The 23,860-nt window shown below is 76.7% G+C and carries 19 protein-coding genes and 2 pseudogenes; 11 read left to right on the forward strand and 10 right to left on the reverse strand.

What is annotated here, in order from left to right; translation table 11 throughout:
• Positions 1-43: 43 nt before the first annotated feature.
• The 7 genes and pseudogenes from GA0070558_RS11540 to GA0070558_RS11570 all read right to left on the reverse strand — a co-directional run bounded on the left by GA0070558_RS11540 (position 44) and on the right by GA0070558_RS11570 (position 10,031).
• Complete coding sequence (locus GA0070558_RS11540) at positions 44-1,303, reverse strand: DNA polymerase IV (protein ID WP_091278356.1); 1,260 nt, start codon at positions 1,301-1,303, stop codon at positions 44-46.
• Between the two features lie 59 nt (positions 1,304-1,362).
• Complete coding sequence (locus GA0070558_RS11545) at positions 1,363-2,583, reverse strand: alkaline phosphatase family protein (protein WP_091278358.1); 1,221 nt, start codon at positions 2,581-2,583, stop codon at positions 1,363-1,365.
• Positions 2,580-3,347, reverse strand: a complete 768-nt coding sequence (locus tag GA0070558_RS11550) for a methyltransferase domain-containing protein (protein WP_091278360.1) — start codon at positions 3,345-3,347, stop codon at positions 2,580-2,582. Before GA0070558_RS11550 ends, GA0070558_RS11545 begins: the two co-directional genes overlap by 4 nt.
• Positions 3,348-3,414: 67 nt before the next feature.
• On the reverse strand, positions 3,415-6,843 hold the full coding sequence (locus tag GA0070558_RS11555) for an error-prone DNA polymerase (protein ID WP_091278361.1): 3,429 nt from the start codon (positions 6,841-6,843) through the stop codon (positions 3,415-3,417).
• A 90-nt stretch (positions 6,844-6,933) separates the two neighbouring features.
• A complete protein-coding gene (locus tag GA0070558_RS11560) occupies positions 6,934-8,547 on the reverse strand; it encodes a DNA polymerase Y family protein (RefSeq protein WP_091278362.1) in 1,614 nt (537 codons plus the stop codon).
• 161 nt (positions 8,548-8,708) lie between these two features.
• Positions 8,709-9,461, reverse strand: a pseudogene (imuA', locus tag GA0070558_RS11565) (DnaE2-dependent mutagenesis accessory factor ImuA'); the annotation flags it as partial.
• A gap of 120 nt (positions 9,462-9,581) precedes the next feature.
• Positions 9,582-10,031 (reverse strand): SAV_6107 family HEPN domain-containing protein, encoded by a 450-nt coding sequence (locus GA0070558_RS11570; RefSeq protein ID WP_077939038.1) that lies wholly within the window; start codon positions 10,029-10,031, stop codon positions 9,582-9,584.
• 423 nt (positions 10,032-10,454) lie between these two features.
• Here GA0070558_RS11570 and GA0070558_RS11575 point away from each other — a divergent pair, with 423 nt between their 5' ends.
• From GA0070558_RS11575 to GA0070558_RS11620, 10 genes and pseudogenes are all read left to right on the forward strand, one after another.
• Complete coding sequence (locus GA0070558_RS11575) at positions 10,455-11,438, forward strand: EamA family transporter (RefSeq protein WP_218106982.1); 984 nt, start codon at positions 10,455-10,457, stop codon at positions 11,436-11,438.
• 104 nt (positions 11,439-11,542) lie between these two features.
• Complete coding sequence (locus tag GA0070558_RS11580) at positions 11,543-12,943, forward strand: ferredoxin reductase family protein (protein WP_091278364.1); 1,401 nt, start codon at positions 11,543-11,545, stop codon at positions 12,941-12,943.
• A gap of 20 nt (positions 12,944-12,963) precedes the next feature.
• Positions 12,964-13,392, forward strand: coding sequence for an FMN-binding protein (locus GA0070558_RS11585; RefSeq protein WP_091278366.1), 429 nt, complete (start codon positions 12,964-12,966; stop codon positions 13,390-13,392).
• Between the two features lie 17 nt (positions 13,393-13,409).
• Positions 13,410-14,222 carry an FAD:protein FMN transferase gene (locus GA0070558_RS11590; protein ID WP_141722202.1) on the forward strand — a complete coding sequence of 271 codons (813 nt, stop codon included), beginning with the start codon at positions 13,410-13,412 and terminating at the stop codon, positions 14,220-14,222.
• Positions 14,223-14,297: 75 nt separating this feature from the next.
• On the forward strand, positions 14,298-14,786 hold the full coding sequence (locus GA0070558_RS11595) for a YbaK/EbsC family protein (protein ID WP_077939045.1): 489 nt from the start codon (positions 14,298-14,300) through the stop codon (positions 14,784-14,786).
• Complete coding sequence (locus tag GA0070558_RS11600) at positions 14,783-15,520, forward strand: DUF3291 domain-containing protein (protein ID WP_091278370.1); 738 nt, start codon at positions 14,783-14,785, stop codon at positions 15,518-15,520. Before GA0070558_RS11595 ends, GA0070558_RS11600 begins: the two co-directional genes overlap by 4 nt.
• Positions 15,517-16,083 (forward strand): annotated as a pseudogene (locus GA0070558_RS11605) (GNAT family N-acetyltransferase); the annotation flags it as partial. The gene GA0070558_RS11600 and the pseudogene GA0070558_RS11605, both read left to right, overlap by 4 nt.
• Positions 16,084-16,151: 68 nt before the next feature.
• The gene (locus GA0070558_RS11610; protein ID WP_091278374.1) at positions 16,152-16,994 is read left to right on the forward strand and encodes a carotenoid biosynthesis protein; all 843 of its coding nucleotides are present in this window, start codon (positions 16,152-16,154) and stop codon (positions 16,992-16,994) included.
• The gene (locus tag GA0070558_RS11615; RefSeq protein ID WP_091278376.1) at positions 16,991-18,118 is read left to right on the forward strand and encodes a glycosyltransferase family 2 protein; all 1,128 of its coding nucleotides are present in this window, start codon (positions 16,991-16,993) and stop codon (positions 18,116-18,118) included. The genes GA0070558_RS11610 and GA0070558_RS11615 overlap by 4 nt, the downstream gene beginning before the upstream one ends.
• Positions 18,119-18,129: 11 nt before the next feature.
• Complete coding sequence (locus tag GA0070558_RS11620; protein WP_091278378.1) at positions 18,130-19,620, forward strand: phytoene desaturase family protein; 1,491 nt, start codon at positions 18,130-18,132, stop codon at positions 19,618-19,620.
• Positions 19,621-19,686: 66 nt separating this feature from the next.
• Here the strand turns inward: GA0070558_RS11620 and GA0070558_RS11625 are convergent, their stop codons facing one another.
• Both GA0070558_RS11625 and metF read right to left on the reverse strand, forming a co-directional pair.
• On the reverse strand, positions 19,687-20,376 hold the full coding sequence (locus tag GA0070558_RS11625; protein WP_091278380.1) for a CDP-alcohol phosphatidyltransferase family protein: 690 nt from the start codon (positions 20,374-20,376) through the stop codon (positions 19,687-19,689).
• Positions 20,377-20,419: 43 nt separating this feature from the next.
• Entirely contained in the window at positions 20,420-21,337 is a 918-nt protein-coding gene (gene metF / locus GA0070558_RS11630) for a methylenetetrahydrofolate reductase [NAD(P)H] (protein ID WP_077939031.1), read from the reverse strand.
• 241 nt (positions 21,338-21,578) lie between these two features.
• Here metF and GA0070558_RS32790 point away from each other — a divergent pair, with 241 nt between their 5' ends.
• Positions 21,579-21,995, forward strand: coding sequence for a helix-turn-helix domain-containing protein (locus tag GA0070558_RS32790; protein WP_141722203.1), 417 nt, complete (start codon positions 21,579-21,581; stop codon positions 21,993-21,995).
• A 106-nt stretch (positions 21,996-22,101) separates the two neighbouring features.
• Here GA0070558_RS32790 and GA0070558_RS11640 read toward each other — a convergent pair whose 3' ends face one another.
• Entirely contained in the window at positions 22,102-23,646 is a 1,545-nt protein-coding gene (locus tag GA0070558_RS11640) for a non-reducing end alpha-L-arabinofuranosidase family hydrolase (RefSeq protein ID WP_091278382.1), read from the reverse strand.
• Positions 23,647-23,860 lie beyond the last annotated feature (214 nt).

A 23,860-nucleotide genomic window follows, 5' to 3' on the forward strand; every position in this document is an offset into this window, starting at 1 on the left:
GACAAGTCTACGAGGGGGGTCGCGCGTCGGAAAGCGGGACGACCTATGGGCGGGGCGGATTTTCGTTTCGCCCGGGATCGCGCCGGCCGAGCAGGCTCGCCGGGCCTATGACGGAACGCCCGAATCGGGCGGCGGCGGCGTCCGCCACGGCCTCCGCCTCCCGCCAGCCGCGCTCGGGAGCGCCCAGCGTCAGCTGCTGCGGCGTCTCGCCCGCCGGGGCGAGACCCTCCATCCGCACCCCGACGAGGCGGATCCGCTCACCAGGGTCGAGGACGGTGTAGAGGGCCCACGCCGTGTCGAACATCTCGCGCGCCGTGTCGGTCGCCACGTCGAGGGTGCGGGACCGGCTGACCGTGCGGAAGTCGGCCATGCGCACCTTGATCGACACCGTGCCGCCGACCTGCCCGGCCCGGCGCAGCCGGGCGCCGACCTTCTCGGCGAGGGCGAGCAGGGCCCGCCGGATCTCCAGCGGGTCGGCCACGTCCGCGTCGAACGTCACCTCCGCGCCGATCGACTTCTCCACCTGCTCGGGGCTGACCCGGCGCGGGTCCCGCCCCCAGGCCAGCTCGTGCAGGTGGGCCGCGGCGGCCTCGCCGAGCGCCTTGCGGAGCATGCCGCGCGGCGCCTCGGCCAGGTCGCCGATGGTGGCCAGCCCGAGCCGGCGCAGCGTCTCGGCGGAGCGCTCCCCCACGCCCCACAGCGCGTCGACCGGCAGGGGGCGCAGAAAGTCGAGCACCCGGTCGGCCGGCACCACGAGCAGCCCGTCGGGCTTGGCCCGGGTGGAGCCGAGCTTGGCCACGAACTTGCTCGGCGCGACCCCCACCGAGCAGGTCAGCCCCTGCTCCTCGGCGACCCGGGCGCGGATGCCGCGGGCGATCTCGGCGGGCGGCCCGAACAACCGGCGGGCCCCGGCCACGTCGAGGAACGCCTCGTCGAGCGAGAGCGGCTCGACCAGCGGCGTGACGTCCCGCAGGATCTGCATCACCGCCCGGGAGGCCGCCGTGTACTGCGCGAAGTCGGGCGGCAGGTAGACCGCGTGCGGGCACAGCGCCCGGGCCCGCATGATCGGCATGGCGCTGCGGACGCCGTACCGGCGGGCCTCGTAGCTGGCGGCGCTGACCACGCCGCGCGGGCCGACCCCGCCGACCACGACGGGCCGGCCCCGCAGCTCAGGGCGGCGGCGCACCTCGACCGAGGCGTAGAAGGCGTCCATGTCGACGTGCAGGATCGGGCTGCCGGAGTCGTCGCCGTCGGGCCCGAAGCGCGGGTCGCCGCCGCGCGGCAACGACTGACTGCGACCCATCCCCGCAGGCTAGCCCCCGGGTACGACACGCCGCGGCCCCCGGGGCCGCGCCGCCCCGCTCAGCCGCGCACCACCAGCAGCGGGATCGTCATCTCGGCGGCCGTGTCCGACCCGTGGTAGGCCACCAGTCGGGAGTCCATGGGGTGCTCCGAGCGGGTGGCGACCACGGCGGACGTGCCCCGGCAGACCACCACCACGTCGCCGATGCGGCCCAGGTGCGCCTCGGGCACCGGCCCGAACCAGCCGGTCGCCACCGCCTCCTCGCGGCGCAGCACCCGGGCCGCGTCGCCGAGCACGGCCGACCAGGCGGCCACCACGTCGTCGGCCGCCCCCGGCGCGACGTGCAGGTAGCGGACCCGGGGCTCCCCGGCGAGCACCCGCACCCCGGCCCGCAGCCGGTCGTCGGCGTCGAAGTCGATCCGGTCGGCCGGCGGCACGTCGAGCTGGCCGTGGTCGGCGGTGACCAGCAGCGCGGCGTCCGGCGGCAGTCCGTCGACCAGCCGGGCGAGCAGCGCGTCCACCCCGGTCGCGGCGGCCCGCCACGGCGCCGAGTCGACGCCGGAGAGGTGGCCGTGCCGGTCCAGGTCGGGGTGGTAGCCGGAGACCAGGGTCGGCCCGGCCCCGGCGTGCAGCGCGGTCAGCATCGCGGTGGCCAGCGCGGCGGCGTCGGCGGCGCCCCGGTAGTCGCCGCCCCGGTTGGCGGCGAGGGTGAGCCCGCTGCCGGCGTACTCGGGGCGGCTCACCACGGTCACCGCGACCCCGGCGGCGCGGGCGCGTTCGAGCTGGGTGGCGACGGGCTGCCAGCGCAGCGGCTCCGGGTCGCCGGTCCACTCGATGTGGCTGAGCACCCGGTCGGTGTCGGGCACCCGCACCCGGAACCCGAGCACCCCGTGCGCGCCGGGCGCGGCCCCGGTGCCCAGCGTCACCAGGCTGGTCGGGGTGGTCGACGGGAAGCCGCAGGTGAGCGGGCGGCCGACGGTCGCGGCCAGCCCGGCGAGGGTCGGCGCGTGCGGGGCGGCGGTGGGGATCTGGTACCAGCCGAGCCCGTCGACCAGCAGCACCGCGACCCGCCGCACCCCGGCGAGTGCCGGCGTCAGGCCGAGCAGGTCGACGGCCCCGGGCACGCCGAGCACCGCCAGGGCGCTGGGCAGCACGTCGGCGAGGCTCGCCCCGCCGTAGCGGGGCGGCACCGGGGCCAGCGGATCGGCGGGCGGGCGCGGGGGCGGGACGACGGCCCTGCGCGCGGGCTCCCCGGGCGGGGGCGGGACGGCGGCGGTCATGCCGGACGGCGGGCGAAGAGGTGCAGCTGGGCCGCGAGGTCCCGGTACGGCGGCCGGGCGGCCAGGGCCCGCTCCAGCTCGACCACGGCGGCCTGCTGGCCGTCCGCGACGGCGGCGGGGAGGAGGTCGGCCAGGACGCGTACCCCGTGGATCTCCTCGACCGTGAGACCGGCGGCGGCCAGCAGCGCGGCGGCGCGGTCGGCGTCGTAGCGGCGGCGCAGGGTGTCTCGGGGGCCGGCGGTGCCGGCCGGGTCGGCGGCCAGGGCGGCGGCCACGTCGAGGTGGCCGTTCATCGCCCGGCCGAGCACCGCGGCGGCCTGCCCGGCCACCAGCACGCTCGCCGCGCCGCCCGGGCGCAGCGCGGTGACCAGCGCGGCCACCACGGACGCGGGGTCGTCGACGACCTCCAGTACGGAATGGCAGAGCACCAGGTCGACGCTGGCCGGCTCGACCAGCCCGGCGAGGGCGTCGCCGTCGCCCTGCACGGCGCGCACCCGGTCGGCGACGCCGGACTCGGCGGCCCGGCGGGTGAGCGCGGCGAGCGCGTCGGGGCTGGCGTCGACCACGGTGACCCGGTGCCCGGCCTGCGCGAGCGGCACGGCGAAGCCGCCGGTGCCGCCGCCCACGTCGAGGACGGTGAGCCGGTCGCCGGCGCGGCGTTCCAGCTCGGCCCGGAGCACCGACCAGATGACGGCGGTACGGGGGGTCAACGGCGGGCCGGTGAACCGGGCACTGGTCTGCTCCACACGGTCGAGCCTAGTCAGCCCCGGCGGTGTTAACAGGGGGCCCCTGCTATGCAGAAAGCGTTAACAAGGTGCCCCTCCTTACACCTCAGCGGAAGTCGCGGGAGGCCGGGGCGACCGGCGGCTCGATCGGGTCGAGCCGGTCGGCGGTCAGGTTGGTCACCCCCTCGTGCCGCTGCAACCGGCCGCGCACCACCAGCGCGGCGCTGGTGCGCGCCACCTTCCGGTAGCGCTGCCACAGCCCCGGCGAGCAGGTGACGTTGAGCATGCCGGTCTCGTCCTCCAGGTTGAGGAAGGTGACCCCGCCGGCGGTCGCCGGCCGCTGCCGGTGGGTGACGATCCCGCCGACGCGGATCCGCCGGCCCGGCTCCACCCGCCTCAGCCGGGCGATCGGCACCGCGCCGAGGGCGTCGAGCCGGTCGCGCAGGAACCGGGCCGGGTGGCTCTCCGGCGACAGGCCCGTCGCCCAGACGTCGGCGACGAGGCGGTCCACCGCGTCCATGCCGGGCAGCGTCGGCGCGGTCGCGCCGGTCACCGTGCCCGGCAGCCGGCCCGGCCGGTCCTGGGCGGCCGCCCCGGCGGCCCAGAGCGCCTGCCGCCGGGTCAGCCCGAAGCAGGCGAAGGCGTCGGCGGTGGCCAGCGCCTCCAGCTGCGCGGCCGACAGGCCCACGCGCCGGGCCAGGTCCGGCATGTCGCGGTACGGCCCGTGCGCCGCCCGCTCCGCCTCGATCCGCTCGGCAACCGGATCGCCGAGGGTACGCACGCCGCCCAGCCCGAGCCGCACCGCCGGACCGCCCAGCCCCCACGCGTGCGGCGGCTCGCCCGGCTGGCTCCCCCACCGGGTCTCCGGGGTGGATTCCAGCACCGCCTTCGCGCCGCTGGCGTTGACGTCCGGCCGGCGCACCTGCACGCCGTGCCGCCGCGCGTCGTCGACCAGGGTCTGCGGCGAGTAGAAGCCCATCGGCTGGGCGTTGAGCAGCGCGGCCAGGAACGGGCCCGGGTGGTAGCGCTTCAGCCAGGAGCTGGCGTACACCAGGTAGGCGAAGCTCATCGCGTGGCTCTCCGGGAAGCCGTAGCTGGCGAACGCGGTGAGCTTGCGGTAGACGTCGTCGGCCAACTCCCCGGCGATGCCCCGCTCGGCCATCCCCGCGTAGAGCCGGTCGGCGACCCGCGCCATCCGCTGCACCGACCGCTTCGCCCCCATCGCCCGGCGCAGCTGGTCGGCCTCCGCCGCGTCGAAGCCGGCCAGGTCGATGGCGAGCTGCATGAGCTGCTCCTGGAACAGCGGCACGCCGAGGGTCTTCTCCAGCGCGTTGCGCATCAGCGGGTGCGGGTACGCCACCGGCTCCTGGCCGTTGCGCCGCCGGATGTACGGGTGCACCGAGCCGCCCTGGATCGGGCCGGGCCGGATCAGCGCCACCTCCACCACCAGGTCGTAGAACTCGCGGGGCTTGAGCCGGGGCAGGGTGGCCATCTGGGCGCGGCTCTCCACCTGGAACACCCCCACCGAGTCGGCCCGGCAGAGCATGTCGTAGACCTCGGGGTCGTCCAGCGTCATGTCGCCCAGGTCGAGGGTCTCGCCGATCATGTCGTAGCCGTAGTGCAGGGCGGAGAGCATGCCGAGGCCGAGCAGGTCGAACTTGACCAGCCCGACGGCGGCGCAGTCGTCCTTGTCCCACTGCAGCACGCTGCGGCCGGGCATCCGCCCCCACTCCACCGGGCAGACCTCGATCACCGGCCGGTCGCAGATCACCATCCCGCCGGAGTGGATGCCCAGGTGCCTCGGAAAGGTCTGCAGCTCGTTCGCGTACGCCACGACCTGCTCGGGGACGTCCTCGGCGTCGACCGCGGCGACCGAGCCCCAGCGGTCGATCTGCTTGCTCCAGGCGTCCTGCTGGCCGGGCGAGAAGCCGAACGCCTTCGCCACGTCCCGCACCGCCGAGCGCGGCCGGTAGGAGATGACGTTGGCGACCTGGGCGGCGTGCTCCCGGCCGTACCGGGCGTAGACGTGCTGGATCACCTCCTCCCGGCGGTCGGACTCGATGTCCACGTCGATGTCGGGCGGCCCGTCGCGCTCCGGGGCGAGGAACCGCTCGAACAGCAGCCGGTGCCGCACCGCGTCCACGTTGGTGATCCGCAGCGCGTAGCAGACCGCCGAGTTGGCCGCCGACCCCCGGCCCTGGCAGTAGATGTCCTGCTCGCGGCAGAACGCGACGATGTCGTAGACCACCAGGAAGTAGCCGGGGAAGCCCAGCTCGTCGATCATCCGCAGCTCGTGGTCGAGCTGCGCGTACGCCTCCGGATGGGCCGCGGGCGGCCCGTACCGTTCGTGGGCCCCGGCCATGGTCAGCTCGCGCAGCCAGCTCATCTCGGTGTGCCCCGGCGGCACCGGGTACGCCGGCAGCTTCGGCGCGACCAGTTGCAGGTCGAACGCCAGCTCCGTGCCGAACTCGGCGGCCCGCGCCACCGCACCCGGGTAAGCGGTGAACCGCGCCGCCATCTCCGCACCGTCGCGCAGGTGGGCGGTGCCGGCGGCGGGCAGCCAGCCGTCGATCTCGTCGAGGCTGCGCCGGGCCCGCACGGCGGCCAGGGTGGTGGCCAGCCGGCGGCGGCCCGGGGTGGCGTAGTGCACGTTGTTCGTGGCCACCGTGGGCAGCCCGGCGGCGCGGGCCAGCTCGGCGAGCGCGTCGTTGCGGTCGCCGTCGACCGGGTGCCCGTGGTCGGTCAGCTCCACCGCCACCGTCTCCGCGCCGAACAGCGCGGTGAGCCGGTCCAGCTCCCGGGCCGCCGCGTCGACGCCCGCGGTGAGCAGCGCGCCCGGCACGTGCCCCTTGCGGCAGCCGGTGAGCACCAGCACGTGGTCGCGCAGCTCGGCGGCGACCTCCTCCAGCTCCCCGTAGTCGGGGCGGCCCTTCTGGCCGCCGCGCAGCTGGGCCCGGGAGATGGTGGTGGCGAGCCGCGCGTATCCCTCGTGGCCGTGGGCGAGCACCAACAGGTGCGCACCGAGCGGATCGGGCTCGCCGTTCTGCGGGCCGGGCAGCCCGAGGGACAACTCCGCGCCGAAGACCGTCGGCAGGTGCAGCGCGCGGGCCGCCTCGGCGAAGCGCACCACGCCGTAGAAGCCGTCGTGGTCGGTGACGGCGAGCGCGGTGAGCCCGAGCCGGGCCGCCTCCTCGGCCAGCTCCTCGGGGTGGCTGGCCCCGTCGAGGAAGCTGAAGTTGCTGTGCGCGTGCAGCTCGGCGTACGGCACGGCACCGCTGCCCGGCCCGCCACTGCCCGGCCCGCCGCCGGTGTGGGGTGGCTCCGGCGGGGTGTACCGGCCCCGGCGGCGGCTCCAGGCGGGGCCGTCGCCCCCGTCGGCGTCGACGGCGAGGGGATCCACCACGGGCGGGTCCACGGCCCACAGATGTCGCCCGCCCGCGCCGCCCTGCTCTCTGCTCCGACCCGGCTCGCCGCCCCGCCCGGAGAGCACCCGCTCCAGCTCCCCCCAGCCCATCCCGGGATTGTGAAAGCTCACCGCGCACCCCGTGGCACGGAGATCTTGGTACGTTTCGGCCCCTGGAGGGGCCGAAACGTACCAAGATCTGCGGCGGGAAGGTCCGGGCGGTCAGTCATAGATCGCCTCCACCAGCCACTGGCCGGACTCGACCGCCAGCAGGAGGGCCGCCCCGTCGGCCAGGCACATCTGGAACCGGGCCCGGCGGCGGGCCTCCGCCGGGGACCACCAGCGCTCGTCCACCGGCCACGGGCCGGCCCAGCCGACGATCTCCACCGGGCGGGCCGCGCCGACGGCCAGCCGCGCCGGGGTGGCGGTGAGCTGGAGCCGCGCGCTGACCCCGACCGGCTCGCCGGCCGCGTCGTGGACGGTCGCGGCGAGCGGGGCGGGCAGCACCACGGCCGGCGAGGGCGGCGACAGCCGACCCGGCCACGGCGGCGACGTGCCCCGCCCCGACGAGGCCGACCGGCCCCGGGCGGGGCCGGTCTGCTCGCCGGGGCGGGCGGGCAGCCGTTCGTCGCCCCACGGCACCAGCCGCACCTGGTCGTCCGGTGACCGGCCGCCGCCGAGCACCGCGGTGACCACCGCCTCGGGGCCGAGGAGGCCCTGCACCCGGCTCAGCGCCCGGTGCGCCCGCTCGCGTTCCTCGCCCGTCTCCCCCCACAGCCCGGGTTGCAGGTCGGCCCGGGCGAGCACCCCGTCGGGCACCAGGCGCAGCCGGATGATCCCGGCCGTCGGACGGGTCGGGCGGGCACCGGGGCGGCCGGCGCTGCCGGTGAGCCAGCCGTCGAGCTGCCATCGCACCCGGTCGGCGACGGCCGCCGCGGTGAGCAGCCCGTCGTGCCGCCACACGCGGTGCAGCTCCTGGCCGTCGGCGGTGACCGCCTCGATGCCCAGCCGGGTGCAGGCCAGCCCGTGCGCGGCGAGCCGGTCGTGCAGCCGCTCGGCCAGCGCCCGGGCGGCGAAGGCGGCGGCGTCGACCCGGTCGATCGGCTCGTCGTGGTCGGCGGTGACGGCCAGGTCCGCCGGGGGCCGACGGACGGCCAACGGCCGGTGGTCCCGGCCGGCGGCGAGCCGGTGGGCCAGCACGCCGTCGAACCCGAACCGGGCCAGCACGTCCCCGGCCGGCAGCGCGGCGAAGCCCCCCAGGGTGCGTACGCCGAGCCGGCGCAGCAGGTCGGCCAGGGCCGGCCGGCCGAGCGCCTCCACCGGCAGGCCGGCCAGGAAGCCGGGGGTGCCGCCGGGGGGCACCACCCGCCCGTCCCGGGCCGCCAGGCCGGCGGCGAACACCCCGTCGGCGATGCCCACCTGGCTCTCCACCGCACAGGTCTGGGCGACGTGCTCGATGATCCGCTCGGCGGCCGCCTCCTCGCCGCCCAGGTAGCGGGCCGGGCCCCGGGCGGCCAGCGCGCAGGCGCCGGGGCGCACCACCTCGACGCCGGCGGCCAACTCCTCGACGGCGGCGACCACCGGCTCGAAGGCCCGGGCGTCCCGCCCCGGGTCGTGGTCGACGACGGTCAGCCGGGGGCAGCGCCCCTGCGCCTCCCGCTTGCGCAGGCCCCGGCGGACGCCCTCGGCGCGGGCCGCCTCCGAGCAGGCGACCACCCGGTTGGCGTGCAGCACGGCCACCGCCCCGGTCGCCGGCACCCCGTCGACGAGCTCGGCGGCGAGCACCGGCCAGTCGGGGCACCAGAGCAGCAGCGTCCGCACCGGCGCCTCGGTCACGCCGGGCCGACCATGGTGAGCGCGCCCCGGCGGGGCGGTGCGTCCGCCGACGGCGGGACGGCCGCCGACAGCGGGACGGCCGCCGACAGCGGGACGGCCGCCGACAGCGGGACGGCCGACGACAGTGACGACGCGGCGTGCGACGGCGGCGACTCGACCGACCGCGGCGCAACCGACGACGGCGGGACGGGGCGGAGCCGGCCGGCGGCCGAGCGGCCGGTGGCGGAGACGCCCGACGCGACGGGTGGGCGGGGGATGACCCGGGTGAGCGCGTCTCCGGGAAGCCAGACCTTGATCTCCTTGGGCCGGGCCGCCGCGCCCCGCCCCCGGGCGCAGATGGTGACCTCGCGCCGCCGCAGCCGGCCCCGGCCCTGGCCCAGCCCCTCCCAGACGCCCCGGACCACCTGCAGCGTGACGTCCGCGCCGTCCCACCGGCCGTACGGGACGAGCACGCTGCCGCGCTGCCGCGCCCGGGCGGCCAGCCGGTTGGCCACGGAGGCGGAGACGGTGGCCGGCACGGCGGCGACCACCACGTCCACCCCGTCGATCAGGGCGGCGACGACGGTCGGCCAGTCCGGCCCGGGCTGCGGCACCAGGGCGAGCCGGTCCAGGGCGATGCCGGCCTCGGCCGCCGCCCCCGCGCCGAAGGTCGGCACCCCCACCACGGCGCACCACGAGCCGGCCCGGGACGCCTCGGCGAGCAGCGCCAGCACCAGGGAGGTGCCGCCGCCGTGCCGGGGCTGGCCGGCGGCGACCGCGATCGTGCTGCCCCGACGCAGCCCCCGGCTGGGCAGCAGGCCGGTCAGCTCGGCGGCCACCGGCAGCATCCGGTGCGCCCCGGCCGGGTCCGGCGCGCTCGCCGGACGGACCAGGCCGGCCAGTGCGGCGGAACCGACCACCATGCGGCCCGCCATCGGACCTACCCCCTGTCGTGCCTCGCCCGTCGTTGCCGAAGTGCCGTGCGGAAGTGCTGTGCGGAAGTGCTGTGCGGAAGTGCCGAAGTGCCGTGCTGGGTGGGTGGGCGCCGGTCGCGGTCAGGCGGCGAGGCCGTCGAGCGCCGGCTGGTGGGTCAGCCCGAGGGAGGTCTCCACCACCGTCACGAACTGCTCGGCCGCCCGGAGCAGGTCGTCGGCCTGCCGGGCGCTGACCACCCGGGGGATGCCGGCCTCGGCGGCGGCGCGCTTGCCCGCGCCGGCGGCGAAGTAGGCGGCCCACTCGTCCAGCTCGGGGGCGACGGTGCAGAGCAGGACCCAGACGCTGGTGATGCGGTGTCGCCGGGCCGGCGCGGGGCGGGCGCGGGCGGCGAGCACGGCCGCGGCGGCGCGGAGGGCGGCGAGGTGGGCCGCGGCGTAGCGCAGGCCGTCGGGGCGGGTGCGGGCGGCCTCCGCCAGCCCGTGCCGGGCCACCGCGAGGAGCTGGGCCGGGGTGCGGTTCGGCAGCACGTGCGCCGGCACCGTCGGTGGCTGGGCCGAGTTGGTCGGCATGGGCTGTCTCCTCCACGTGGCCGGGGCCGGGCACGGCGGCCGGGGCCGCCGGCACGGGCCGGGTCGGGTGGTGCGGAGGAAGACGCACCGGGTGGGGCCGGCCGGGTGTGGACGCTTCCCCACACCACACCCGGCCGGCGATACCGGCGGGTTCGTCGCCCGCCGCCCGGGGGTCGTGGGCGGCGGGCGACGCTCCTGCCTGACGGGCCCGGACTCGCGACTGCCCGGGACCCAGGTGCGGCCCGCGGAGCCGCACCGCCCGGGGCCGGCGCCGCGAAACACCACCCCGGGTTGTTGGAACGGGCGTTCGAGGCAATCGAACACTCGTTCTAACTACTGCTGACAGTACACCCCGCGCCCGACGAAAACGCAACGTGTGGCGGGCCGGCGTGCCGAAACAGGCGGCGACGCTAGCCTCTGCTGGTGACGACTCCCCGCCCCGCCCTCGGTGTCGCCATGGTGCTCGGCTCGGGAGCCCTGTTCGCCGTCAACGGCACGGTCTCCAAGCTGGTGCTCCGGGCCGGCCTGAACGCGCAGCAGCTGACCCTGCTGCGCGCCTTGGGCGCGGTCACCATCCTGCTGCTGCTCAGCGTCGCGCTGCGTCCGGGGGCGCGCCGGCTGCGGGTCACCACCCGGCAGCTGCCGCTGCTGATCGGGTACGGCCTGACCGGCTTCTTCCTGGTGCCGATGCTCTACTTCGTCGCCATCTCCCGGCTGCCGGTCGGGATCGGCCTGCTGTTCGAGTACTCCGCCCCGCTGCTGGTCGCCCTCTGGGCCCGGTTCGGCCAGCGGCACCGGGTCCGTCCCCGGCTCTGGGTCGGCCTGGCGCTGAGCCTCGTCGGGCTGGGCTGCGTGGCCGAGGTGTGGGGCGGGCTGCGGCTGGACGGCCTGGGCGTGCTGGCCGGCGTGGGCGCGGCGGTCTTCCTGGCCGGCTACTACGTGCTCGGGGCGCGGGGCGTGCAGGGCCGCGACACCCTGTCGCTGTGCACCTGGGCGTTCGGCGGGTCCGCCGTGGCCGGGCTGCTCACCCGGGCGGTCACCGCCGGCACCGGCGGCTGGGAGCCGCTGACCGGCCGCGCCGGGGGCGTGCCGGTCGCGCTGCTCTGCGCGTACGTGGTGGTGCTCGGCTCGGTCGTGCCGTACCTGCTGGTGGCCGGCGCGATGCGGCACCTGCCCGCGACCAGCGTCGGGATCGTCGGCATGGTGGAGCCGGTGCTCGCCGCGGCGGTCGCCTGGGTGGTCATCGGCGCGGGCGAGGCGCTCAACGTCGCCCAGCTCGGCGGCGGCGCGCTGGTGCTGCTCGGGGTGGTGCTGGCCGAGACGGCCCGGGCGGCCCCGCCCGGGCGGCAGACCGTGCCGCCCGCGCCCGACGCGGTGGTCACCGGCGCTGCCGCCGCCGGCCGCTGACCGCCGGGATTCTCAGTACGCGCACAGGTTTCACAAAGGGCCGGTCGAGGCCACCGCCGCAGGGTGGACCCCATGAACGTCAGCCGTACCGAAACGATCGACGGATGAGCGCCGCCGTCGCCGAACGACCGGCCCCGACCCGCCTCGTCCCGCCGGGAGCCCCCGGCTGGTGGGCCGACGTGGCGGGCGTCGCCGCCGCGCTCAGCCTACTCGTGGTCACCGCCCTCTGGACGGCCGACCGGGGGGTGCAGGAGCTGCTGTCCGGGGCGGCCACCGGCCTCACCTCCGCCGGCCGGCTCACCGGCCTGCTCAGCGCCGACCTGATGCTGATCCAGGTGGTCCTGATGGCCCGGGTGCCGCTGGTCGAGCGGCGCTTCGGCCAGGACCGGATCGCCCGCTGGCACCGGCTCGCCGGCTTCGCCTCGTTCCACCTGCTGCTGGCCCACGTGGCGCTGACCACCATCGGGTACGCGGGCACCGCCCGCGAGGACGTCGTCACGCAGTTCTGGCTGCTGGTCACCGGGTACCCGGGGATGCTGCTGGCCACCGCCGCGCTGGGCCTGCTGGTGCTGGTGGTGGTCACGTCGGTGCGGGCGGCCCGCCGCCAGCTGCGCTACGAGTCCTGGCACCTGCTGCACCTGTACGCGTACCTGGGGATCGCGCTGGCGCTGCCGCACCAGCTCTGGACCGGCGCGGACTTCGTCGCCTCACCCGTCGCGCGGGCGTACTGGTGGACGGCGTACCTGCTGGCGCTGGGCAGCGTGCTGGTGTTCCGGCTGGGGCTGCCGGCGTGGCGCTCCCTGCGGCACCGGGTCGAGGTCGCGGCGGTGGTGCCCGAGGCGCCGAGGGTGACGTCGGTGTGGCTGCGCGGGCGGGACCTGCACCGGCTGCCCGTGCGGGCGGGGCAGTTCTTCTCCTGGCGGTTCCTCGACGGCCCCGGCTGGTCCCGGGCCCACCCGTACTCGCTGTCGGCGCCCCCGTCGGGGGACCTGATGCGGATCACCGTGAAGGACCTCGGCGACGGCAGCGCCCGGGTGGCCGCCCTGCGCCCCGGCACCCGGGTGCTGCTGGAGGGCCCGTACGGGCGGCTGACCGGGGAGCACTGGCGCGGCGGCGGGATCACGATGTTCGCCTGCGGGGTCGGCGTCACGCCGCTGCTGGCGCTGCTGTGGGAGCTGCCGTACGCGCCGGGGCAGGCGGTGCTGCTCTACCGCGCGCGTACCGAGGAGGAGATCGCCTTCCGCGTGGAGCTGGACCGGCTCGCGGCCGAGCGCGGGGTGGTGGTGCACCACCTGGTCGGCCCGCGCGCCGGGCGACCGGCCTGGCTGCCGGCGTACGCGGAGGGGGCGACCGACGCCGAGACGCTGCGCCGGCTCTCCCCCGACATCGCCGACCACGACGTCTTCCTCTGCGGCCCGGACGGCTGGGTCGACGCGGCGCGGGCCGCCACCCGCGCCGCCGGGGTGCCCGACGAGCACACCCACCACGAACGTTTTGCCTGGTGACAGGCGCGAAGGGGGTTTCCATGCGACGGATCACCGTGTGGCTGCTGTCCACCGTGGCGGCGCTGGTGCTGCTGTTCAGCTACAAGACCAGCACGATGGGGGTGGGCGGGGAGAGCAGCGCGATCGCCGCCGGCACGGGCGGCGACGCCGGCACCGGCTCGTCCGGCACCGGCGCCGGGCGGTACGACGGGTCGGTGGCGCAGACCCGGTGGGGGCCGGTGCAGGTCCGGATCACCGTCTCCGCCGGGAAGATCACCGACGTCACCGCGCTCCAGATGCCCGACGGCAACCACCGGGACCAGCAGATCAACGACTACGCGGTGCCGATCCTGCGGCAGTCGGCCCTGGCCGCGCAGAGCGCCGACATCGACACGGTCTCCGGGGCCACCGTCACCAGCGACGGCTACCGGGAGTCCCTCCAGGCCGCCATCGACGCGGCGCACCTGTGAACGGGAAGGTGGACACGATGGCCACGACCACCGAGCCGGGCCGGCGGGCCTGGGTGGAACAGGTGATGGGACTGCCGGTGAGCGTGCACCTGCGCGGGCCCGGGGTGCGCGACGAGGCCGTCGCCGCCCGGGTGGAGGCGTTCTTCGCCGAGCTGCGCGCGGCCGACGACACGTTCAGCACGTACCGGCCGGACAGCGTCCTCGGTCGGCTCGCCGGCCGGTCGCCCGACCCGGCCACCGCCGACCCGGCGGTGCGGGAGGTGGTCGAGCTGTGCGAGCTGGCCCGGCTGCGCACCGGCGGCCGGTTCGACGCCCGGCGGCTGCCGCTGCCGCGCGGCGGCGTCGGCTTCGACCCGTCCGGGCTGGTCAAGGGCTGGGCGGTCGAGCGGGCGGCCCGGTGGCTGACCGACCTGGCCGACCACGACGTGTGCCTCAACGCCGGGGGCGACGTGCTGCTGCGCGCCGCGCCCGACCGGCCGGCGTGGCGGGTCGGCGTCGAGGACCCGCAGTCCCCGGGGCACCTGCTCGACGTGCTGGAGCGGGCGTCCGGGGCGGTCGCCACCTCCGGCACCGCCCGGCGCGGCGCGCACATCACCGACCCGCGCGCGGGCCGGCCCGCCGGGGCCGTCCGGTCGGTCACCGTGGTCGGTCCCGACCTGCTCTGGGCCGACGTGTACGCCACGGCGGCCGTCGCCGGGGGCCCGGACGCCCTGGACTGGCTGGCCGCCCTCGACGGGTACGCCGCCCTGCTGGTGACCGCCGACGGCCGGGTCCGGGCCACCCCGGACTGGCCGGGCACCCGGCCGGCGGCGGGGGCCGCCGCGGCGTAGCCGGCAGGCGTGGGGCAGGCGGGGGCGTGGGTGGGTGGGTGCGACGGGCGCGGCGGCGGCGGGGAGAATGGCGGCATGCAGCCACACCCGAACGTGCGGGCCGTGCAGGAGGCCCTCGACGCCGCGGGCGCGCGGGACGGCTCCGGCCGGCCCAGCGAGGTCCGCCTGCTGCCCGAGGCGGTGCACACCGCCGCGGCGGCGGCCGACGCGCTCGGCGTCGCCGTCGGCGCCATCGCGAACTCGCTCGTCTTCGACGCCGACGACGCGCCGCTGCTGGTGCTCACCTCCGGCGCGCACCGGGTGGACGTCGCCGGCCTGGCCGCGCACCTCGGGTTCACCCACCTGCGCCGGGCCACCCCCGAGTTCGTCCGCAGGCACACCGGCCAGCCGATCGGCGGGGTCGCCCCGCTCGGCCACCCCGAGCCGCTGCGCACCCTCGTCGACGTGGCCCTGGCCGGCTACGACGAGGTCTGGGCGGCCGGCGGGGTGCCCCAGGCGGTCTTCCCCACGACGTACGCGGAGCTGCTGCGGATCACCGTCGGCACCGCGACCGAGGTGGCGTGAGCGGCGTCCCCGAGCTGGTCACCCTGCACGTCTGGCGGATCGGCCGGGCCGCCCTGCCCGGCGCGCTGGCCCGGATGGCGACGCACCCGGCACGGTTGCGCCGCACCACCGGGGTGCGGTTCGGCAAGCTGCTCGGCACCGGGACGGGCACCGGCTTCGGCCCCGGCGACGCCGACCTGACCCGTTGGGCGGCCCTCGCCGCCTGGGACCGCGCGGCCGACGCCGCCGGCTTCGACGCCTCGCCCGTGGGCCGCTCCTGGGCCCGCGTCGCCCGCTCGTCGGTGCGGGTCGACCTGCGCCCGCTGACCAGCCGGGGCGAGTGGTCCGGGCGGCAGCCGTTCGGCGAGCCGTCCGGCGGTCGGGTCGCCGGCCCGGTGCTGGCGCTGACCCGGGCCCGGCTGCGGGCCCGCCGGGCGGCCACCTTCTGGCGGGCCATCCCGCCGGTGGCCGCCGCCCTGCACGCCGCGCCCGGCCTGCTGGCCCGGTTCGGCGTCGGCGAGGCCCCGCTGGGCTGGCAGGGCACGGTCAGCGTGTGGCGCGATCCGGCGGACCTCGTCGCGTTCGCGTACCGTCACCCCGAGCACCGCGCCGCGATCGCGCGCACCCCCACCGAGGGGTGGTACGCGGAGGAGCTCTTCGCGCGGTTCGAGGTGCGCGACGTGGTCGGCGACCGGGCGGTGCTGGGGTGGGTCGCCGACGGCGACGCGGCAACGGCGAAGGATGGGCGGGCATGAGGCTGGTGCGCTGGACGCCGGACGACCTGGTCCGACGGCTGGACGACGTGGTGGCCGTCTACGGCGAGGCGATGAACTACCGGGCCGACCTGCTGGAGGCGCGGCGCGGCTACATCGCCACCCACGTGCGCCGTCCCGGCTTCCGCGCCGTGGCGAGCCTCACCTCCGAGGGGCACCTGGCCGGCTTCGGGTACGGCTACCTCGGCACGCCCGGTCAGTGGTGGCACGACCAGGTGCACCGGGCGCTGACCGCCGGTGCCCGGCAGCGCTGGCTCGCCGACTGCTTCGAGGTGGTCGAGTTGCACGTCCGGCCGCCCGCCCAGGGGCATCGCCTGGGCACCCGGCAGCTCACCGCGCTGCTGCGCATGGCACCGGGCAGCACCACCCTGCTCTCCACGCCCGAGGCCGACGAGCAGCGCTCCCGGGCCTGGCGGCTGTACCGCCGGTTCGGCTTCGTCGACGTGCTGCGCCACTTCCACTTCCCCGGCGACGAACGCCCGTTCGGCATCCTCGGCCGGGACCTCCCGCTCACCCCGCCGGCCCCGTCCGCCGACAGCCCCGCCGGCCGGGCCGGTCCCGCCGCCCCCGCGCCGGCCGGCCCGGCCGCCCCGGCACCGGGACCGGCCGCGCCGTGACCCGGCCCGGGCACCGGCCGCTGCTGCCCTGGGTGGGGCTGGGGGTGCTGGTCCTGGCCCAGATCTGCTACCCGCTCACCGTCGGCGCCACCCGGGCCGGGCTGACCGTGGCCACCGTCGTCCTCGGCTATCTCCTCTCGGTCGGCCACGCGCTGCTGACCCGGGGTCCCCGCGCGGCGGCGGCGCTGGTCGCGGTGGCCACCGGGGGCGGCTTCGCCATCGAGGCGCTCGGGGTGGCCACCGGCTTCCCGTTCGGCAGCTACGACTACTCCGGGGAGCTGGGCCCGAAGCTGGCCGGGGTGCCGCTGGTCATCCCTCTGGCCTGGACCTGGATGGCCTGGCCCGCCTGGCTCACGGCGGCCCGGCTCGTCTCCCCCGGCGTCGCCCGGGTGGCCCTCGCCGCCGTCGGGCTCGCCGCGTGGGACCTGTTCCTCGACCCGCAGATGGTCGCCGAGGGCTACTGGGTGTGGCGGGACGCCACCCCCGCGCTGCCCGGCCTGCCCGGCGTGCCCGTCAGCAACTACCTCGGCTGGCTGCTGTTCGCGGTGTTGCTGATGGCGGCGCTGCGCCCGCTGGCCGGGGCGGTCGTCGACCGGGCCGGCCCCGGCGACGCCCCGATGTTCGCGCTCTACCTGTGGACGTACGCCTCCAGCATCCTGGCGCACGCGGTCTTCCTCGGCCTGCCCGCGTCGGCGGTGTGGGGCGCGGCCGGCATGGCGGTCGCCGCCGTCCCGCTGGCCCTGGCGCTGGGCCGCGACCGCCGGCCGGACCGGCAGGGTCGGCAGCCCCGGCAGGACCGGCAGCCCCAGCAGGGTCCGCCCGCCGACGCGACCGCATGACCGGCGTCCTGCTGCTGCTCGCCGCCGTCGCCGCGCTCACCGCGCACACCTGGGTCAACGCCACCCGGTGGCTGCGCCGCCCGGCCGGCGGGCCCGTCGAGGTCGCCGAGACCGTCGCGGTGCTGCTGCCCCTGCGTGACGAGGCCGACCGGGTCACCCCGTGCCTGGAGTCGCTGCTCGCCCAGCGCGGCGTGCCCGGCCTGCGCATCGTGGTGCTCGACGACGGCTCCACCGACGGCACCGCCGACGTGGTCCGCGCGGCCGCCGGCGACGACGACCGGGTCACCCTGCTCACCGGCGTCGCCCCGCCGCCGGGCTGGCTGGGCAAGCCGCACGCCTGCCACCAGCTCGCCACCCGCGCCGACCCGGCCGCCACCGCGCTGGCCTTCGTCGACGCCGACGTCGTCCTCGCCCCGTACGCGGTGGCGGCGGCCGTCGCCGAGCTGCGCGCCGCGCGGGTGACGCTGCTGTCGCCGTACCCGATGATCGTGACCCGGACCCCGACGGACCGGCTGGTGCAGCCGCTGCTGCAGTGGCTGTGGCTGACCTTCCTGCCGCTGCGGGCGATGGAGCGCTCGCCGCGGCCGTCGCTGGCGGCGGCCGGCGGGCAGTTCCTCGTGGTCGACCGGGCCGGCTACGCGGCGGCCGGCGGGCACGCCGCCGTGGCCGACCGGGTGCTGGAGGACATCGAGCTGGCCCGCGCGGTCAAGCGCTCCGGCGGCCGGATCGCCCTCGCCGACGGCTCCCGGCTGGCCACCTGCCGGATGTACGACGACTGGCCGCAGCTGCGCGACGGCTACACCAAGTCGCTGTGGGCCTCGTTCGGTCATCCCGGCGCGGCGGCGGCCGTGGTGGCGGCGCTGCTGCTGCTCTACACGGCTCCCCCGCTGGTCGCGCTGGCCGCCCTGGTCGCGGGCGCCCCGGCGGTCGCGGCGGTGGCGGCGCTGGCCTGGCTGCTCGGGGTGGCCGGGCGGGCGGTCAGCGCCCGCGCCACCGGCGGCCGGTGGTGGCCCGACGCGCTCGGCCACCCCGTGTCGGTCGTGGTCCTCGGCTGGCTGACCGCGCGGTCGTACCATCTGCGGAAGCGGCGTCGTCTGTCCTGGCGGGGTCGCCCGGTCAGCTAGGAGGGCACGTCATGGCGCGGATCGTGGTCGTCGGTGCCGGGGTGGGTGGGCTGGCCACCGCCGCCCGGCTGGCCGCCACCGGGCACGAGGTGACCGTCTTCGAGCAGGCCGGCACGGTCGGCGGCAAGCTCGGCCGGTACGTCCACGACACCCCGGCCGGTGCGTTCCACTTCGACACCGGGCCCAGCCTGCTCACCCTCCCGGAGGTCTTCCACGACCTGTTCGAGGCGACCGGCGCGAAGCTCGACGAATACCTCGACCTGACCCCGCTGGACCCGATCGTCCGGCACGTCTTCCCCGGCGGCGGGCCCACCCTCGACTCCTGCGCCGACCCGGCCGAGTTCGCCGGCCGCGTCGGCGCGGCGTTCGGCGACCGGGCCGCCGCCGACTGGCAGCGGCTGTGGCGGCGCGCCGCCCGGGTGTGGGACGCCTCGCACCGCGACATCCTGCGCCGGCCCGTCGACTCGCCGCTGGACCTCGCCGCGCTGGCCTGGCGGCTGGGCGACCTCGCCGCCATCGCCCCCGGGCGCACCCTGCGCGGGCTGGGCCGCCGGCACCTGGCCGACCCCCGGCTGCGGATGCTGCTGGACCGGTACGCCACCTACACCGGGGCCGACCCGCGCCGGGCACCGGCGGCGCTGGTCGCCGTCCCGTACGCGGAGCTGGCGTTCGGCGGCTGGTATCTGCGCGGCGGCCTGGGCACCCTCGCCGACGCGCTGCTGACCCGCTGCCTGGACCTGGGCGTGGTCGTGCAGACCGGCACCACGGTCACCCGGATCGACGCGGCGGGCGGCCGGGTCCACGGGGTGCGCCTCGCCGGCGTCGCCGCGCCCGTGCCCGCCGACGTGGTGGTCGCCAACGTCGACGCGCTGACCCTCTACCGGGACCTGCTGCCCAGCCCGCGCCGGCTGGCCGGGCTGACCGACCGCAGCCTAGCCGGCTTCGTGCTGCTGCTCGGGGTGGCCGGCGAGACCGGCCTGGCCCACCACAACGTGTTCTTCCCGCGCGACTACGACGCCGAGTTCGACGCGGTCTTCGGTCACCCCGGGCGGGGCGTGCGGGCCCGGCCGGCGTCCGATCCGACCGTCTTCGTCACCGTCGCCGACGATCCGGCGGTGCGCCCCGCCGGGCACGAGGCGTGGTTCGTGCTGGTCAACGCGCCCCGCCACGGCACCGCCACGGGCGCGGTGGACTGGCGGCGGCCGGGCCTGGCCGACGCGTACGCCGACCGGGTTCTCGACGTGCTCGCCGAGCGCGGCGTGGACGTGCGCGACCGGCTGGTGTTCCGGGAGGTCCGCACCCCGGCCGACCTGGACGCCGCGACCGGCGCGCCCGGCGGTGCGATCTACGGCACGGCGGGTGGCCTGCTGCGCCCGGCGAACCGGGGGCCGGCGGCCGGGTTGTGGCTGGTCGGCGGCTCCGGGCACCCGGGGGGCGGCCTGCCGATGGTCACCCTCTCCGCGCAGATCGTCGCCGACGCCATCGGCCCGGATTGGGGGTAAGGAGGGGCACCTTGTTAACGCATTCTGTCGAGCAGGGGCCCCTTCTTAACACCCCGCCGCGGCGGGTCAGCCGGCCTCGATGAGGGCGCGGCGGACGGCGGCGAGCAGCTGGCCCAGCCCGAAGCCGGCCAGCAGCACCCAGACGGCCGTGGCCATGGTGATCGTGCCGGCGGTCAGGTCCGGGTCGATCAGCCCGGCGAGGCCGGACAGCAGCAGCCCGACCAGGGCCACGCAGACCCGGGTGGGCCGCTCCCCCACGGTGACCGCGCCGATCTCCCGCATCCCGGCCGACACCGACCGGGCCCGGACGTACTCGTGCAGCCAGGACAGCCCGCCGGCGGCGGCGACCAGCGCGCCCGGCGCGCCCACCAGCCAGAACGCGGTCAGCCAGGCGGCCTCACCGAGCCGGTCGGCGACGGAGTCGTAGACGTAGCCGAGCCGGGTGGTGCGGTTGGTGGCCACCGCCACCGCACCGTCGACGCTGTCGGCCACCGACGCGGCCAGCACGAACAGCGCCGCGAGCACCGGCCCGCTCACCGGCCGGACGGCGAACAGCGGCACGCAGAGGCAGAGCAGCACCCCCGCCACGGTGACGGCGGTCGGGGTGACCCGGAGGCGGCCCAGCACGTACCCGACGTGGTAGGCGAACCGCAGCCAGGCGCGGACCACCGGGGCCGCCGCCCGGGGGTCGAAGCCCCCGTGCAGCCGCGCCCACGCCGTCGCGTACTCGTCCCAGTTCAGCGAAGTGCCCACCACGGAACAACCGTCGCACCGGCGCTGTGGTGTCGCGCCACTGGGGTCACACCCGCGCGCCGACCTGCAACTGCTGCCAGACCTCGCGGGTCGCGGTGGACCGGTTGAGGGTGATGAAGTGGATGCCGGGCACGCCCTCGTCGAGCAGCCGCCGGCACATCTCGGCCGCCTGCTCGATGCCGAGCCGGCGGACCGCCTCCGGGTCGTCGGCCACCTCGGCGAAGCGCGCGGCCAGGGCCGGCGGGAAGGGTGCCCCGGACAGCTGCACGGACCGCTCGATCGTGCTGAGCTGGGTGACCGGCATCACCCCGGCCAGGATCGGGGTGGCGCAGCCCGCCGCCGCCACCCGGTCCCGCAGCCGCAGGTAGTCGTCGGCGTCGAAGAACATCTGGGTGATCGCGAACTCCGCCCCGGCCCGGCACTTGCGCACGAAGTGCGCGGTGTCGCTGGCCACGTCGGGCGAGCGGGGGTGCTTGTAGGGGAACGCGGCCACCCCGACGCTGAAGTCACCGGAGTCGCGCACCAGCCGCACCAGGTCCTCAGCGTAGAGCACCCCCTCGGGGTGGCGGACCCACTCGCCGCCCGGGTCGCCCGGCGGGTCGCCCCGCACGGCCAGCACGTTGCGCACCCCGACGCCGGCCAGCCGGCCGATGACGTTGCGCAGCTCGGCGACGGAATGGTTGACGGCGGTGAGGTGCGCCATCGGCAGCAGGGTGGTCTCGGTGGCGATCCGCTCGGTCACCGCGACCGTGGTGTCCCGGGTCGACCCGCCGGCCCCGTAGGTGATCGAGACGAATGAGGGGCGCAGCGGCTCCAACTCGCGGATCGCCTGCCACAGCAGCCGCTCGCCCTGGGCTGTCTTGGGCGGGAAGAACTCGAACGAGAAGGTGGGCTGACGGTCACGGATCAGCTCCCCGATCGCCGGCTGCGGGTTGGGGAGGACCGAGGGTAGACCGAGAGCCATGGACCGACTCTAGCGGTCGGGACGCACCGCACCCAGGACCTTCCCACCTGACGCGACCGCCACGCGAGCCCCCGCACGGGCCCTCCCCGAGCGGCGGGTGGGCGGAGCGTCGTACCCCCGGGGTAGACAGGCGGTAGCGCGGACGGGGCCCGCGCGGGGGTCAGCACCGACCGGCGGCACGCCGGTCCCGCCCTGGTGCGCGGGTCGACGCCGCCCTCGCGCCGACCCTGCCGGAGGACCCATGACGCCACCCACGCCGCCCGGCCCCGAGCCGCTCGGGCCGCTGCTCGCCCGGCTCCGGCGGGGCCGGGGCCGCAGCCAGCAGGCCCTCGCCGCCGAGCTGTGCGCCGCCTCGGGCGTGCCCACGCTGAGCCGGCACGAGGTGTCCCGCTGGGAGCGGCAGCTCCGGGTGCCGGGAGGCTTCTGGCTGGGCTGGCTGGCCGTGGTCCTGGCCGTGCCGGCGGAGCTGCTGACCGAGGCCGCCGGGCGGGCCCGCCGCGCGCGCCGCCGGGCGCAGCCGGCCGGCCCGGCCCGCCCACGAGCCGGCGGCACGACGCCCCGGGCCGGCCTGCGGCCGGCGGGCCCGGACCGGCTCCGCCCGCCCCGGCACGCCACCCGCCCCGGTCGGCGGCACAGCCGGCCCGACCGGCCCACCTGAGGCAGGGGCCGGACGCGCGGGCGGCGGGCCCGGCCTGCGCCGGACCCGCCGCTCGATCGAACTCACGCCGGCCGCTGACTCACGCCGTCAGCGTCGGCTCGCACTGTCAGCGCTGCAGGGTCAGCAGACCCGGCCGGTACGGCAGGAGGCCGTAGTCGACGCCGTTGGAGCTGGGGGAACGACCCTGGTAGAGCAGCTGCAGGTTGCACGGGTCGACGGTGAACGTCTGGTCGGCGCTGGTGCGGATCAGCTCACCGTGGCTGATGTCGTTGGTCCAGGTCGCGCCGCTGTTGGCCTTGCCGGCGAACGGGTTGCTCTCCGTCGCCGCCTGCGGCGTCCACGAACCACTCAGGCTGGTGGCCGTGAACGAGCGGAAGTAGCGGCCCTGCGCGCCCATCGCCTCGACGATCATCAGGTACAGGGTCTGGCCCTGGAGCTTGTAGACCTGCACCGCCTCGAACAGGTTCGCCGGCGTGTCACTCATGATCGTCGTGTACGACGAGCCGAAGTTGCCCGGGAAGTTCCCGAGCGGCATGCTGGCCCGGTAGATCTTGCCGTTGTCCCCGGCGAAGAACAGGTACATGTTCGTGCTGTCGGCGATCAGGGTCTGGTCGATCGGCCCGGTGCCGGAGCCGGTGATGCTGCCCGTGAACAGCGCCTGCGGCGCGGACCACCCGTTCGGGTTCGTCGGGTCGGTCGACGTGCGGTAGTTGAACGCCGCCCCGCCCCACTGGTAGGCCAGCACCCAGATGTTCTTCGGCGCGAAGTAGAACAGCGTCGGCGCGACCGTCCCCGAGGACATGGTGTTCTGGCTCGCGGTGGCCATCTCCGACCAGTTCGTGAACAGCCCGAAGTTCATCGAACCCCACGAGCTGCCGAAGTCGTGCGTCGTCGCGTAGACGAGCTGCCGGCCGTTGTACGGCGCGACGGTGAAGTCCTTCAGCGAGACCCAGCCGGACTTCGGCTGCGCCAGCGCGCCCGTCGACGACCACCGGTACGTCGACGGCAGGTTGCAGGTGCCGGTGGGCGGGGGCGTCGTCGGCGGCGGGGTGGTGGGGTTCGTGCCGCCGTCCACGCGGACCAGCTGCCACTGCTGGTTGCTGCCGTTCCAGTCGTCGTACTGCACGATGTTGCCGCCGTCGGCGGTGGAGGCGCCCTGCACCTCGACCACCTTGTTGCTGTTCCGGTTGATGAACCGGACGTAGCCACCGTCGGAGTCGGCCAACCGGAACTGCTGGTTGGTCCCGTTGCCGTCGGTCCACTGCACGATGCTGGCGCTGTTGGCGGTGGAGAAGTTGTAGACGTCCAGCACCTTGCCGGACAGCCGCGACTTCAGCCGGTAGTAGCCGCCGCCGGAGTCCACGAACTGCCACTGCTGCTGGTTGCCGTTGTTACGCGTCCACTGGGTGATCCGCGCCCCGTCGTTCGTGGCGAGGTTGTAGACGTCCAGGGCCTTGCCGCTGTTGCGGTTGACCAACACGTACCACGCGTTCGTGTCGACCGTCGCCGCGGCGGCGGGCGTCGACACCGCGGCCGCGGCGGCCACGCCGAGCACCACCGCCGACACGCCGGCGGCGACGACCCGAGACAGCCACCCGCGTCGCCGCTGCGGCGGCGGTGCGATCGATGGCGATCCACCAATGGCAGACATGATCCTCCTTCAATGACCAGAGATGGGCAGCGCGGGGACGGCCGCGCGCGTCGATGATGTGAGCGCTAACATCACGTACGCAGGCCTGGCGCACGCCAATCCAAGACCAACGAAGCGGGCTTGCCCGGCAGCCGTGGGCGTCGTCGTCCTTGACCATCGACTGTGAGCGATAACACGCCGTTCGTCAAGTCGTAATGTTCGATACCTGAGCGAG

The sequence above is a fragment of the Micromonospora haikouensis genome, assembly GCF_900091595.1.
Lineage (GTDB): Bacteria > Actinomycetota > Actinomycetes > Mycobacteriales > Micromonosporaceae > Micromonospora > Micromonospora haikouensis.

Coding starts and splice junctions, on each gene's coding strand:
- GA0070558_RS11540 (WP_091278356.1), bottom strand. CDS start 1,303: ATGGGTCGCAGTCAGTCGTTGCCGCGCGGCGGCGACCCGCGCTTCGGG.
- GA0070558_RS11545 (WP_091278358.1), bottom strand. CDS start 2,583: ATGACCGCCGCCGTCCCGCCCCCGCCCGGGGAGCCCGCGCGCAGGGCC.
- GA0070558_RS11570 (WP_077939038.1), bottom strand. CDS start 10,031: ATGCCGACCAACTCGGCCCAGCCACCGACGGTGCCGGCGCACGTGCTG.
- GA0070558_RS11580 (WP_091278364.1), top strand. CDS start 11,543: ATGAGCGCCGCCGTCGCCGAACGACCGGCCCCGACCCGCCTCGTCCCG.
- GA0070558_RS11585 (WP_091278366.1), top strand. CDS start 12,964: ATGCGACGGATCACCGTGTGGCTGCTGTCCACCGTGGCGGCGCTGGTG.
- GA0070558_RS11590 (WP_141722202.1), top strand. CDS start 13,410: ATGGCCACGACCACCGAGCCGGGCCGGCGGGCCTGGGTGGAACAGGTG.
- GA0070558_RS11595 (WP_077939045.1), top strand. CDS start 14,298: ATGCAGCCACACCCGAACGTGCGGGCCGTGCAGGAGGCCCTCGACGCC.
- GA0070558_RS11615 (WP_091278376.1), top strand. CDS start 16,991: ATGACCGGCGTCCTGCTGCTGCTCGCCGCCGTCGCCGCGCTCACCGCG.
- GA0070558_RS11620 (WP_091278378.1), top strand. CDS start 18,130: ATGGCGCGGATCGTGGTCGTCGGTGCCGGGGTGGGTGGGCTGGCCACC.
- metF (WP_077939031.1), bottom strand. CDS start 21,337: ATGGCTCTCGGTCTACCCTCGGTCCTCCCCAACCCGCAGCCGGCGATC.
- GA0070558_RS32790 (WP_141722203.1), top strand. CDS start 21,579: ATGACGCCACCCACGCCGCCCGGCCCCGAGCCGCTCGGGCCGCTGCTC.
- GA0070558_RS11640 (WP_091278382.1), bottom strand. CDS start 23,646: ATGTCTGCCATTGGTGGATCGCCATCGATCGCACCGCCGCCGCAGCGG.